At 56.4% G+C, this 13360-nt stretch carries 13 protein-coding genes; 9 read left to right on the forward strand and 4 right to left on the reverse strand.

Going from position 1 to position 13360, the window contains the following annotated elements; translation table 11 throughout:
* Window positions 1-7: 7 nt before the first annotated feature.
* The 6 genes from PH5382_RS02480 to PH5382_RS02505 all read left to right on the forward strand — a co-directional run bounded on the left by PH5382_RS02480 (window position 8) and on the right by PH5382_RS02505 (window position 7711).
* Window positions 8-1627, forward strand: a complete 1620-nt coding sequence (locus tag PH5382_RS02480; protein WP_058332771.1) for a long-chain-fatty-acid--CoA ligase — start codon at window positions 8-10, stop codon at window positions 1625-1627.
* 224 nt (window positions 1628-1851) lie between these two features.
* Window positions 1852-2685 (forward strand): flagellar motor protein MotB, encoded by an 834-nt coding sequence (locus PH5382_RS02485; protein ID WP_058332772.1) that lies wholly within the window; start codon window positions 1852-1854, stop codon window positions 2683-2685.
* Between the two features lie 124 nt (window positions 2686-2809).
* On the forward strand, window positions 2810-4111 hold the full coding sequence (locus PH5382_RS02490) for a flagellar hook protein FlgE (RefSeq protein ID WP_058332773.1): 1302 nt from the start codon (window positions 2810-2812) through the stop codon (window positions 4109-4111).
* A 43-nt stretch (window positions 4112-4154) separates the two neighbouring features.
* The gene (gene flgK, locus PH5382_RS02495) at window positions 4155-5600 is read left to right on the forward strand and encodes a flagellar hook-associated protein FlgK (RefSeq protein ID WP_058332774.1); all 1446 of its coding nucleotides are present in this window, start codon (window positions 4155-4157) and stop codon (window positions 5598-5600) included.
* 3 nt (window positions 5601-5603) lie between these two features.
* Entirely contained in the window at window positions 5604-6608 is a 1005-nt protein-coding gene (locus tag PH5382_RS02500; protein WP_058332775.1) for a flagellin, read from the forward strand.
* The gene (locus PH5382_RS02505) at window positions 6608-7711 is read left to right on the forward strand and encodes a flagellar basal body P-ring protein FlgI (protein WP_058332776.1); all 1104 of its coding nucleotides are present in this window, start codon (window positions 6608-6610) and stop codon (window positions 7709-7711) included. Before PH5382_RS02500 ends, PH5382_RS02505 begins: the two co-directional genes overlap by 1 nt.
* A gap of 539 nt (window positions 7712-8250) precedes the next feature.
* Here PH5382_RS02505 and fliP read toward each other — a convergent pair.
* From fliP to fliF, 4 genes are read right to left on the reverse strand one after another with little or no spacing between them, the layout of a single operon-like run.
* Window positions 8251-8943: a flagellar type III secretion system pore protein FliP gene (fliP, locus tag PH5382_RS02510; protein ID WP_231751785.1), complete on the reverse strand. Its 693-nt coding sequence runs from the start codon at window positions 8941-8943 to the stop codon at window positions 8251-8253.
* 47 nt (window positions 8944-8990) lie between these two features.
* Complete coding sequence (locus PH5382_RS02515; protein WP_058332778.1) at window positions 8991-9287, reverse strand: FliM/FliN family flagellar motor switch protein; 297 nt, start codon at window positions 9285-9287, stop codon at window positions 8991-8993.
* A complete protein-coding gene (locus PH5382_RS02520) occupies window positions 9280-9879 on the reverse strand; it encodes a FliH/SctL family protein (protein ID WP_058332779.1) in 600 nt (199 codons plus the stop codon). The genes PH5382_RS02515 and PH5382_RS02520 overlap by 8 nt, the downstream gene beginning before the upstream one ends.
* Window positions 9879-11567 carry a flagellar basal-body MS-ring/collar protein FliF gene (gene fliF, locus PH5382_RS02525; protein WP_058332780.1) on the reverse strand — a complete coding sequence of 563 codons (1689 nt, stop codon included), beginning with the start codon at window positions 11565-11567 and terminating at the stop codon, window positions 9879-9881. The genes PH5382_RS02520 and fliF overlap by 1 nt, the downstream gene beginning before the upstream one ends.
* Window positions 11568-11686: 119 nt before the next feature.
* Here fliF and fliL point away from each other — a divergent pair, with 119 nt between their 5' ends.
* Genes fliL through PH5382_RS02540 form a run of 3 tightly spaced genes read left to right on the forward strand, consistent with a single transcriptional unit; the run spans window position 11687 to window position 13320 of the window.
* Complete coding sequence (gene fliL / locus PH5382_RS02530) at window positions 11687-12211, forward strand: flagellar basal body-associated FliL family protein (RefSeq protein WP_058332781.1); 525 nt, start codon at window positions 11687-11689, stop codon at window positions 12209-12211.
* A gap of 9 nt (window positions 12212-12220) precedes the next feature.
* Window positions 12221-12697 (forward strand): hypothetical protein, encoded by a 477-nt coding sequence (locus PH5382_RS02535; protein ID WP_058332782.1) that lies wholly within the window; start codon window positions 12221-12223, stop codon window positions 12695-12697.
* The gene (locus tag PH5382_RS02540) at window positions 12697-13320 is read left to right on the forward strand and encodes a MotE family protein (RefSeq protein WP_058332783.1); all 624 of its coding nucleotides are present in this window, start codon (window positions 12697-12699) and stop codon (window positions 13318-13320) included. Before PH5382_RS02535 ends, PH5382_RS02540 begins: the two co-directional genes overlap by 1 nt.
* Window positions 13321-13360: the final 40 nt, after the last annotated feature.

A 13360-nucleotide genomic window follows, 5' to 3' on the forward strand; every position in this document is an offset into this window, starting at 1 on the left:
AAGCTAGATGCTTGGCAAAATGATGCACAAACCGCTGACGATCAGTTCACTGGTTGAACATGCGGGTCGTTATCACGGCGAAACCACGGTGACTTCGGTCGAAACCTCTGGAGAGGTGGTGCATTCCAGCTGGGGTGAGATCGAGGCCAACGCGCGCAAGCTGGCTGCGGCCCTCGAACGTCTGGGCGTCGCCAAGGGAGAGCGCTGCGGCACGATAGCCTGGAACAACCGCCGCCACCTGGAGATCTATTTTGGTGTCGCTGGCGCAGGTATGATTTGCCACACGATCAATCCGCGTCTGAAACCAGAGCAGCTGATCTACATCATCAATCACGCAGCTGATCAGGTGCTGTTCATTGATGCGACCTTTATCGCTGCGGTGGGCCAGCTGAAGCAACACCTGAAAACCCTGAAGCACATCGTTCTGATGGGGCCGCGGGATGAGGCTGCAGCTGAAGCGGTGCCCGGTATTCTTTTCTATGACGAGCTGATCGCCGCCGAAGGTGATGACTACAGCTGGCCCGAGCTGGACGAGAACATGCCGTCGAGCCTGTGCTATACATCCGGCACCACCGGCAACCCCAAGGGCGTGCAATATACTCACCGCACCACGGTGTTGCATTCGCTGGGCGGCAATCAGCCAGACGGGCTAGCAATTTCGGCACGCGATACTGTCATGGCCGTGGTGCCGATGTTCCACGTCAACGCTTGGGGGGTGCCTTATATCGCCGCCGGAGTTGGTGCCAAGCTGGTGCTGCCGGGACCCAATCTGGATGGCGAGAGCCTGGTCAAGCTGATCGATGGCGAAGAGGTCACGCTGGCGCTGGGGGTTCCGACCATCTGGATGGGGCTGCTGCAGGCGCTGGAGAAGACCGGCAGCAAGGCCGCAAGCCTGACGCGCACCGTTGTGGGTGGCTCTGCATTGCCCACGGTGATGATTCCCGCCTTCCGTGACAAATACGGGGTCGAGTTGATTCATGCCTGGGGTATGACTGAGACCAGCCCCTTGGGGACATTGAACCATTTGCTGCAAAAGCATCAGGACCTTTCCGATACCGAGAAAGGGAGCATCCGTGAAGGTCAGGGGCGTCCGCCCTATGGGGTTGAGCTACGTATTGTCGATGAGGCAGGCCATGTGCTGCCCCATGATGGTGAAACACAGGGCGAGCTGCAGATCCGGGGCCATTGGATCATTGATACCTATTTTGGCCAGGACGAAAGTGCGCTGACCATGGATGGCTGGTTTGACACCGGTGATGTCGCGACGATTGATGGCGACGGCTACATGATCATCCGCGACCGCTCCAAGGATATCATCAAATCCGGCGGCGAGTGGATCTCGACCGTGGAGCTGGAAGACATCGCGATGTCGCACCCGATGGTGGCGCAGGCGGCTGCAATCGCCGCGCAGCATCCGAAATGGGATGAACGCCCGGTTCTGATTGCAATCAAGTCCGACGGTGATCTCACCGAAGAGGCATTGCTCGGCTTTTATGAGGGCAAAGTTGCCAGCTGGCAGATCCCGGACAAGGTCATCTTTGTGACCGAGCTGCCGCTGGGCGGGACTGGAAAGGTCCTGAAGAACAAACTACGCGAATCATTCGGGCAAATCCTGCTCGAGAAGTGATGCGAAAAGGGGCCGAAATTGGCCCCTTTTTCATACCGCCACATTGCCGTCACAAAGTCGCCATTTTGCCGTCATGTTGAGGTCATGATATTCAGCACAAAGCCGTATTTTCGCCTGAAAACCAATTGTTTACCTTTGTTACCAGCACGCAAACGGCGCAATTAACACGTCGTTAATAATTGCCCTGCTATCCCGGTTGTGGGTGAAAAATAGTGGTGGTGATTATGAGCGCACAAAGCAACATGGCGCCTATTATCATCAAGAAGAAAAAAGTCGTTAGTGGCGGTGGCCACCATGGGGGGGCCTGGAAGGTCGCCTATGCCGACTTTGTGACAGCCATGATGGCTTTCTTCTTGTTGATGTGGCTGTTGAACGCAACAACGGAAAAGCAACGCAAGGGTCTGGCGGACTACTTTTCGCCATCCATTCCTTTGAGCCGGATATCCGGCGGTGGCAATGGCGCCTTCCAGGGCGACAGCATGTTCACCGAGGATATTCAGCCGCAGTCAGGCACGGGTGCCTCGGATATTAATCCGATGGATGCACAGCAGGCGCAGGGTGAAACCGGTGTCAGCGACGCTGAGAAGGCCGAAGAAGATAGCAAGTTTCGCGCCATTGAAGAACAACTTCAAGGCCGTGGTGGTGAAAGCATGGTCTCGGTCGAGATGTCGCGCCATATCATTACGCGGGTCACCGACGAAGGTCTGATCATCGAACTTTTTGAGACGGATGGAGTTTCGCTCTTTTCCAAAGGGCAGGCAGAACCGACGCCATTGTTCCGGGATCTGGTTCGGATGGTGGCGCGGGTCAGCGCCAGCGTGACCAATAATATCGCCATCAGCGGCCATATTCAGTCACATCCTGTGGTTTTGGCACAGAATCCGGTCTGGGAGATGTCTCACGCTAGGGCAGATGCAGCGCGTACTCTGCTCGAATCGGGTGGCATGAAATCCAGCCGAATCCACCGCATCACCGGCCATGCAGACCGCAAACTGGCGGCAAGCAACCCGATGTCAGTGCGTAACAACCGGGTGGAGATCGTTCTCTTGCGGGAATAACTCTCCGACCACTTCACCTCCGGGCGGCAACAGATGCTTTGTATTTTATCTGTTAGCCGCCCGTTAAGTGATCATGCGCTAGCTGTTGCTCTCAGAAGGACTTATTGCAGCAGAAAGGCGCAACATGACCATTTCCTCAGCCCTGAATGCCGGTGTCTCCGGATTGAGTGCAAACGCAAGTTCATTGGCCGCAATTTCGGACAATATCGCGAACTCGTCGACCAGCGGCTACAAGCGCGTTCAGACAGATTTCCAATCCATGGTTGTTGGCTCCTCCGGTGGTACATATACCGCTGGCGGTGTGAGTTCGAGCAATGTCCGCCTGATCGACGAGCGTGGACCGCTGGTTGGCACCACCAATGCAACTGATCTTGCGGTGACTGAGCGAGGCATGTTGCCTGTTGCTTCTCTGACTGAAGTGGTAGCAAACAATGGCTCGCCAACCATGAAGCTGACCACAACGGGCTCATTTAGGACCAATGCTGATGGGTATCTGACCACTGAATCGGGTCTCGTCCTGCTGGGCTGGCCTGCAGAAGCAGATGGAACGGTTTCCGATGGTCCACGTGACACGGCCGAAGGCCTGGAGCCGGTGCAATATAACATGAACCAGCTCACCGGTGAGCCAACAACTTCTATTGGTCTAGGAGTGAACCTACCCGCCACCGATACTGAAGCTGGCAGTGCCGGTACCGTGCGAAACATGACGGTTGAATACTATGACAACCTGGGTAGCTCGCAAACCCTGGGGATTACCTATACCCCAACGGTACCTGCTACCGGATCCTCGAACGAATGGACTGTTGAAATTACCGATAGCGCCTCTGGCGGGGCGGTGATCGGGGAATACACCGTGACCTTTAATGACAGCCGGACTGCGGGCGGTTCGCTTGCTTCGGTAACTGCGATCTCGGGTGGCGCCTATGATCCTGCCACAGGTAGTGTCATCGTTACCGTTGATGGCGGTCCGATGGAAATCACCGTTGGCTTGATTGGTGAAAGCGATGGTTTCACCCAATTGTCTGATACTTTTGCACCAGCATCAGTCACCAAAGACGGTAACGAAGTAGGCACGATGGTTGGCGTCGAAGTTGACCCGCAGGGCTATGTGCGGGCGAACTATGATTCTGGTGCTAGCCGCATTCTCTACAAGGTGCCGCTAGTTGACGTTCCCAATCAGAACGGCCTGCAAGCACTGGATCAGCAGACTTATCTGCCCTCTTCCCAAAGTGGATCCTACTTCCTGTGGGATGCAGGTGACGGACCCACTGGTGAGATCGCTTCTTACTCGCGTGAGGAATCTGCCACCGATGTGGCCACTGAATTGACGGATATGATCAAGACGCAGCGGGCCTATTCGTCCAATGCAAAAGTGATCCAGACCGTCGATGAGATGCTTCAGGAAACCACGAACATCAAGCGGTAAACATCGCTGATTATTGATATCCGCTTAGAAAGAGCAGCCTGACATGTCGATCACGAGCGCACTAAATTCCGCGATGTCCGGGATAACCGCCAATGCGCGGTTAACCCAGGTGACTTCAGAAAACCTCGCCAATGCCCTGACACCAGGGTATTCGGCGCAAACCCTGAACCTGACCTCCGGTGGCTATACGGACGGCGTTAAAATTGGTGGCGTGGAACGCGTAAGGGATGTGGCACTGCAGTCCAGTGCGCGTACTGCCGAAGCCGAGTACGCCGCCTCTGGTGTCTATGCGGATTTCTATACCAAGATGACCGGTCTGGTCGGGACTGTGGATGATGAAACCTCGATCTCGGCGCAGATCTCCAATTTTGATGCCGCTCTGATCGAGGCGATTTCCAGACCGGATTCAACAGAAAGGCTGCATGAATTGTCGGTACAGGCCAGTCTGGTGATCGATTCGATCACCAGTGCTGCCGACGGTCTGAATGCACTGCGCGTTTCGGCGGAAACTGCTATTGATATTCAGGTTGATCAGCTCAATGCGGATCTCAAGGAAATCGAAAAGCTGAATGCGCGTATCGTTGTGTCGCAAGCAGCGGGGACCAATACCACCGCGATGGAAGATCAGCGGGATCTGCTGATCGATTCCGTCAACAAGTCCATTCCTGTCAATGTCGTGCAGCGGGGGCAGGGCCAGGTGGCGCTCTATTCCGAAGGCGGCGTTGCCCTGATTGATGGCAAAGCCTCAGAGCTGAGCTTTGATGCCAAGCGCAATATCGAACCACAGATGACCCTGGGCAACGGCCTGTTGTCGGGGCTCGAGATCAACGGGCGGCTGATTGATACCTCGGCGAATGGACCATTGCGGGGCGGCACGCTTGCCTCTGAATTTGACATTCGCGACAATGTCGCCGTCGAGGCACAGGTCGATTTGGATGCGGTGACCGCAGATCTGATCGGACGGTTTCAGGACTCAGGCCTGGATCCGACCATTGGCGTCGGGGATGCCGGGATTTTTACCGATAGCGGCAGCGCCTTTGATCCCGTCGACACAGTTGGGGTGTCTGCCCGCCTAGAACTGAATACCCTGGTTGCCATGGATGGGGATGCCGAAACCTGGCGGTTCCGTGATGGTCTTTATGCGGCGGCGCCGGGTGATCCCGGCGATGCTAGCCAATTGATTGCCTATTCCGATGCGATTGCAGAAAACCGGACGGTTTCCACCACCAAGCTCGGTACCGTCACGGCGGATCTCAACACCATGAGCGCCTCGCTGATGTCGCGCTTTGCGCGTGACAGTAACGGTGCCAACAACACAATGAGCTACGCGGCGACCAGCTTTACCGAAATGGCGCAGGCGGAACTGGCTCTGGGTGTGGATTCGGATGCTGAATTGCAAAACCTTATGCTCATTGAAAATGCCTATGCAGCCAATGCCAAGATGCTGTCAGCCATTGATGAAATGATGCAAACCCTTCTGAGGATTTAAGAAATGATTTACAAATCCTATGGCGATCTGACCAGCCATTCTTACCTGCGCAACCGTAATGCAGAACTGAAGGTCGATATCGCCACCCTGTCCGAAGAGCTGGCCACCGGTAAGAAATCCGATCTCGTCAGCGAATTGGGAGGGGATTTCTCCTACCTGGCGGATATCGAAAACAACCTCAACCGCCTGGACAGCCAGATGGTTGCAACCGGCGAAACAGAGCTTTTTGCGCTGGGTATGCAGAGCAACCTGTCGCGAATCCAGGACAGCACCCAGAATATGCGGGACAACATCTATTCTGCGACGCCCAGTATGACCTCCACGGATGCGCAGCGCTTCTCGACTGAGGCGGCCCGGCAGCTGGACACTGCGATCAGCTCGCTCAATGGTTGGGTTGGCGGTCGCAGCCTGTTTGCCGGCACTGCAACTGGTACCTCGCCGTTGAACAGCACAGATACCTTGATGACGGAACTGCTGGGCGAAGTCGCGGGTCTGACCGATGCGGATGACATCATTCAGGCCGTGAAGGACTGGTTTGCTGATCCAGCTGGATTTGACACCGCGATGTATGTCGGCTCGACCACGGATCTGACCCCGGTTGAAGTGGGCGATGGTGAAGAAGTCTCTTTGTCACTGAGGGCCGATAACCCGGATCTGAAGCATTCGTTGCAAAGTTTCGCCATTATTGCCCTTATCAACGAACCCTCACTGGGCCTGTCTCATGGGACACAGATTGATTTGGCACGCGCTGGGGGGGGCGAGTTGGCTGACAGTACCGATCGCATGATCGATGTGCAGGCCGACATTGGTTTCATTGAAGCCCAGTTGGAACGGGTGAATACGCGCAATGTGGCCTCCAAAACCAGCCTGAGCCTCGCCTACAATGAAATTGTTCTTGCCGACACTTATGAGACGACCACCCGGTTTGAAGCTTCTGAAGTTCAGCTGGAGATTCTCTATACGGTGACATCGCGCAGCGCGAACCTCAATCTAGTGAACTATATGTGATGATGAAATTTTTTCGCCTTCTCGTCGCCTGTCTCCTGTTGCCGACCCTGGCGCAGGCTAATGCAATTCGCCTGAAGGACCTTGTCGAATTTGACGGGGTTCGCGGCAATGATCTGGTTGGCTACGGTCTCGTGGTTGGTCTGAACGGGACCGGGGACGGGTTGCGAAACTCGCCCTTCACCGAGGAGATCATGTCCAATATTCTGGAGCGTCTCGGGGTCAATGTGACCGGCGAGCAGTTCCGACCCAAAAACGTGGCGGCGGTCTTTGTGACTGCGACCCTTCCACCCTTTGCCCGGGTTGGTGGAACCGTGGATATCACGGTTTCCGCCATTGGTGATTCCAAAAGCCTTTTGGGTGGTACGCTGATCATGACGCCGATGAATGCAGCGGATGGTCAGATCTATGCGGTTGCCCAAGGCACCATCCTTGCCGGTGGCGCTGTCGCCGAAGGTGAAGGTGCCAGCGTTACTCAGGGGGTTCCGACCTCGGGTGTGATCCCTTCAGGGGCGCGGGTGGAACGGGAGATCGACTTTGATCTGTCTTCGCTCAGCTCCATGCGGCTGGCCCTGCGGGAACCCGATTTCACCACGGCCGAGCGTATCGAGCGCGCCGTGAATGCTGAATTTGGCCGCAACGTGGCTTTGATGCGCGATTCGGGTACTGTTGAGATCGATATTCCGGGGACCAAGGCTCGCTCAACCGCTCATGCTGTGGGGCGGATGGAGAATATTCTTGTTGAACCTCAGCGCAAGGCGCGCGTGGTGGTGGATCAGCGTTCCGGCACCATCGTCATGGGAAGTGATGTCAGGATTTCTCGTGTGGCCGTTGCACAGGGGAATCTGACCCTGCGGATCGAACAGGCGCCGCTGGTTTCGCAACCCAGCCCCTTTAGCAATGGTGAAACGGTTGTCGTGCCGCGCACCACCGCTGCGATCGACGAAGAAGACGGTATTCAGCTGGCAGAAGTGCCAGAATCAACCTCCTTGTCCGAAGTGGTCGCTGGTCTGAACGCCCTTGGGGTTTCGCCGCGGGATATGATTGATATCCTCAAAAGCCTGAAGGCTGCGGGTGCGCTCCATGCAGAATTCATAGTGCGCTAATCCTGCGCGCTGCCGGATTTCCGGTCTGTTTCTGTCCGCAATTGGTCGTCCTGATCTTTGAACCCCCGAGGCGCCGCAAGGTGTTTCGGGGGTCCTTCTTTGCCACGGGTTAAGCGTGAGGGGCTGGTCTCGGGGCCGGTCTTGCGACTGCCCAGTGTTTTGCGATTGTCCAGTGATGTCAGTTGACCAAACCCTTGAGCAAACTGGCCTCAATCCGGGGGCAAGGTGAGACTAAGGCGGAAACAGCAGTGTCCCATGACACAGTCCTAAGAGCCCTAGTCCCAGGGACTTTGCCCAAGGCAATCAGAGCAGCAGCGATTGTGCTGGGATTTATGCTGTTTCGGAGGGCCGGTTGCGCTGGTTCCAGCGAAGGCAGCCAGTAAAGACCAGGTATGATCTCTTGAGGAGCGGGGTTGGATCTGAGGATCTAGGCCCGATGTCGCCAGGCAAGAAATAGCCCCTGATCCACGCGGGATCGGGGGCTATTTTGTTTTCAAATCTCTGCCTGGAAGGGCGGGATTTGTGTCTCTTTTTAAAGGCTAGGGATAATAGCTGCGCACCAGCGATGTGGCGATCAACCCCCAACCATCAGCAACCACAAAAAAGGCCAGCTTGAACGGCAGCGAAACGGTCGCCGGTGGCACCATCATCATCCCCATCGACATCAGGACAGCAGCAACGACCAAATCGATCACCAGAAAGGGCAAAAACACCAAAAAGCCGATCTGAAAGGCCTTGGCGATTTCAGACAGCATGAAGCTGGGGATCAGCACCGACAGAGGTGCCTCTGGGGTTGGATCTATGCCTGATGTGCCCGGACGCAGGTCCGCAATGGCGTAAAAAGTATCGGGATCCAGACGGTTGGCCATAAATCCGCGAAACGGTTCAAGCCCCCGCATAAGGCCGGTTTCCACATCGATCTGCTCTTCGATCAGGGGGCTGATGCCCACCTGCCAGGCCTCGACAAATACCGGCTCCATCACAAAATAGGTGAGGAACAGCGCCAGGCTGATCATCATCATGTTCGGAGGGGACTGCTGCAGGCCAATGCCCTGGCGCAGGATCGACAGAACCGTGACTAGGAAGGGAAAGCAGGTGATCATGATCAACAGGCCGGGCGCCAGGCTGAGCACGGTAATCAGCAGGATCAGTTGAATGGAGCGCGCCGAGATAGACTGACCATCGGCGAGCGACAGGCTGAGATCCTGAGCCATTGCCGCCTGCGGCAGCATAAAGACTGCGCAGGCGGTTATCAGTGTGAGTGCAAAGGCTGTGCGTGTCATCCCAGACCGTTTTGCAAATCGGCGATTTCAGTCAGGCGGACGGCCAGCTGGCCGGCGTTTTCACCGTCCATTTCTTCGAGCTGTCCACGGGCAACCAGACGGTCACCCACATAGAGGTCGACCGGGTCTTCAACCCGTTTGTCGAGGGTCAGAATGGCGTTCTCACCAAGACCGACCAGATCGCGGATCAGGGGCCGGGCTTTACCGACCGAAACCACCACTTCGACGGGAACCGAAACAAAGGGATTGCTGGCATCGGTGGCTTTCATGTTGAGATCGTCGGCGTCATCCATAATGGCTGTCCTCTCTGACGTGATAGGTAAAGGCGTCGATTGAATCGTGGATCGATTCAACCAAGGCTGAACTGTTTATCTCGCGTTCGGAGGAACCGACGCGCAGATAGGCCTGGCCGGGGGACAGACTTTCATCTTCCTGTACCTGAACCGGGGTGGCAAAGGCATCCGGCAGCAGCGCGCGTACGGCGGCGGCTTCTCCGGCGGAGACAATGATGCTCATGGGTTGGTTGGTCTGGAATTTGGCCATATCCGTCATCTGATCGACGATATGATGGCCAAATGTAGCAGACATGGCATCCGGCAGCACCGCGCTGGTCAGAACCTTGAACATCGGATCCAGCGATTCGATCAGTTGTGACTGAGCTTCCTGATAGGTGAAATTCAGATCCTCAAGAGAACTGGCCAAGGAGGCTGAAATCTTGGTGACCTCCTGATCCTTGGCGGTGACGGCGTCATCCCAGCCGGCACTATATCCGTTCTCGAAAGACACCAGTCGCGCCTCTTCCAGGACCTCTTCCGAGACCTCGGGAATGATTGCTTCCACTTTGGTTGCTGAACCAAAATCTTCCAGAAGATGGGTTATGCTCATCAGGCCCGCTCCTCGTTTTCTTCAAGCCAGCCCCGAAGGATCTGGACGGTTTCTTCCTGACGTTCGCCGATCATTTCACGCAGGCGATCTACTGGGTTTTCGCCGCCACCGATGGCAGGCAAACCGCCACCCATACCGCCCATGTCGCCGATACCACCCATGCCACCCATGGGTTCGAACTGACCGCCACCGCCATCCTGGATTTCACCATCCAGGGCGATATTGGCACCCAGGTCCGGGTTCATCATGAAATCCCCCATGCCCGGTGCCGTGCCCATGGCTGGCAGATCGGACAGACCACCACCCATGTCACCCATGTCAGGACCCGCAAGCGCCGGAACGCCGCTGCCTGTCCCGGCGAGAATCGGGCGTACAACAAAGAGGCCAAGAACCAGACTGACAATGGCCAGAGCCGCCATTTGAATGATTGCCATGGCATCAATGTAGAGATTGTCCATGAACGAGCTGGTGACGGCCGTGCCCTGAGGTTCGATATTGGGCATATCCATTGATTTCAGGGTAATGACATCGCCACGTGTTTCATCAAATCCGACGGCAGCCGAAATCAATTCCCGCAGGGCGCCAAGCTCTTCTTCGGGGCGCGCCTCAAACACGGCCTCACCGGCTTCGTTGTTGACCGTGGTGCCATTGATTAGAACCGCGACGGTCAGACGTTTGATCGCACCAGGACCACGAATGATCTCTTTTTCGGTTTCGGAGATCTCATAGTTCACCCGTTCACGCGTGGCACTGGTGTTATTTTTGGATCCCTGGCCCGCAGCGGCGTCGCCGTCGGGTATATTGGAGGCAACAGTGACTTCGCCGGATTGATTGCTAGAGACATCGGCGCGTTCTTCGACATCGGTGCTGATCGCAACACGGCTGGCCGGATCAACGCGTTTTTCGCGAATGGATTCGGTGTCGGTGACGGTATCGACACTGACCTCGACCACGGCATTGCCATGACCAACGCGGGCTTCAACAAGTCGCAGGACCCGATCACGAATCGACTGTGAGCGGTCATCGGTCCCGGCGCCGGCAGCAGCGGCGGCTTCGTGGGATCCGATCAAAGCCCCATTGGCATCGATCACAGCAACATTTTCAACCGCCAGACCCGTGACAGCCGAAGCAATCAAGAAGCGAATCGCATTGGCCTGGGCCGGTGTGATTGGGGATCCCAGGGGCACCACCGATACGGAGGCTGTTGGATCAACGGTGCGCTGAAAGGGATTGGCGCCGGTATTTGCAATATGCACCCGGGCTTGACTGATATGGGGGCTGGCTACGATGGTCCGGGCCAGCTCGCCTTCTTTTGCACGCCAGTAGGCGGCATCGAACATTTGGGACGTGGTGCCAAAACCGGTGAGCGAGTCGAGCAACTCATAGCCTTTGCCGCCATTGGCGGGCAGGCCTTCGCTGGCCAGCGTCATGCGCAGCTCATCCCGGCGGCTAGATGGCACATAGATAGAGCCACCGCGTACTTCGTATTGGGTACCGGCCTGTTCCAGCGCCCGCACTACATCTCCGGCCGAGCCGCTTTCCAGCCCGGCATAAAGCAATCTCATGGTGGGCTTGGTCGCCACATGGGACATCGCGAGGACACCGGCAATCACGGCCACAGTGGCGCCGACCACTATGAGTCGCTTGCGCGTATCCAATCCAGTCCAGACATTCTTGATCTGCTGCAATTTAACCTCCGTCGCACCGGCATTCTGTCCGGCGTGATCCCTTTTTGACCGAGGGGCCTTAACATTCGGTTAGTTCCTCAGGGGTTATGAAGGCTTTGCACGACGTTTTAGGGAAAGCCATGACAGACGCTGTAGTGAATGCGGAAGAAGACGCACCGGGTAAAAAAAGCAAACTGCCCCTCATCATTGGGGTCGTCCTTGCAATTGCAGGCGGCGGCGGCGGTTTCTTTGCAGTTTCGTCAGGGCTTCTTCCTTTTGGTCAACCCGCAGAGTCCGAAGAGACTCATGCGGCTGCAGAGGCGCCAGAAGGCGTAGATAGTGGTGAGACGGCGGAGGATATCGCCAAGCTTGCCTTCATCGAGATGGAACCAATTGTCATCACATTGCGCAAAGCCAGCGGTATCAAACACCTGCGGTTTAGCGCACAATTGGAGGTGGATCTGATTCACCAGGCTGAGGTTGAAAAAGTCCTCCCTCGCGTAGTCGATGTACTGAATAGCTATCTGCGAGCTTTGGAGCTGGAGGATCTTGAGGATCCGATGGCGCTGCCAAAACTGCGCGCACAGATGCTGCGGCGAATCAACATTGCTACCGGACAGGGGCGTGTACGCGATTTGCTGATTATGGAATTCGTACTGAACTAGGAGGATGGGATGGACCTTATTGCTGATATCCTGCTTGCGGCCGGCGCTCTAGGGGCCGGATTTTACTGCTTGGTGCTCTCGCGCCGGCTGAAACGCTTCAATGACCTTGAAAAGGGCGTCGGCGGTGCTGTCGCTGTTCTTTCCTCGCAGGTCGAAGATCTGAACAAGTCCTTTGTCACTGCGCGGCAGATGACCGAAGGATCCAGCCAAGCGCTGGATCAGCTGACAGGGCGGGCCGAATCGGTGGCCCAGCGGCTGGAATTGATGATGGCCTCGATGCATGACATGCCAGAGGCAGCCCCACAGGCTCAGGTGCAGGCACCTGCTTCGACACCAGAACAGCCTGTCGCCGCTGCTGAAGAAAGCGATGCGCTGGCAGCAGCCTACGAATCGAATGCCGAGGCGGAAGCCTCTGCAGAAGAGCCTGCCAAATCGTCCGGCGTGATGTTCGTGCGCCATAGTCGCGACAAAAAGCGGGTGGCGTGATGAGCAAGAAAGTAAAAGTTAAAGCCAAAAAGCCGGGCCGCAGTCGCAGTGGAACCTTGATGCTGCTGGCTATCTTTCTGATGGGATCGGCTATCGTGCGTCTTGGTATGGAAGCCGGGCCGGCGATCGCCCGCGAGGTCGCCAATTTGCAGGATAGCAAGCATGAGGCCAATGAAGGCGGTGGCAAGCTAAACGTCGCCGGAATGCCCTCTTCGGCAGAATTGCAAGAGATGCTGGCAGCGTTTCAGGAACGTGAGGCGGCCCTGGAAATCCGTGAATCCGAGATCGAAGACCGGATGAAGGCTTTGGATATTGCGGATCAGGCGATCGAGAAAAAACTGGCGGCACTTGAGCAGGCGGAAGAAGCGCTACGCTCGACGCTGGCACTGGCCGATGGGGCCACCGAATCCGATGTTGATCAGCTGACTACGGTCTATGAGCAGATGAAGCCAAAAGAATCGGCGGCGCTCTTTGAAGAGATGGACCCGAATTTCGCTGCAGGTTTTCTGGCCCGCATGCGTCCGGAAGCGGCGGCAGGAATTATGGCCGGTCTCAGCCCTGAAGCGGCCTATACAATCAGCGTTGTCATGGCGGGTCGAAACGGTGGTGTGCCCAAGGAATAATCTTGGGCCATGGTGATCATGGCTTGGGAGCACAACTTGC

This window comes from Phaeobacter sp. CECT 5382 (assembly GCF_001457775.1).
In the GTDB taxonomy this organism is placed as follows: Bacteria; Pseudomonadota; Alphaproteobacteria; order Rhodobacterales; family Rhodobacteraceae; genus Pseudophaeobacter.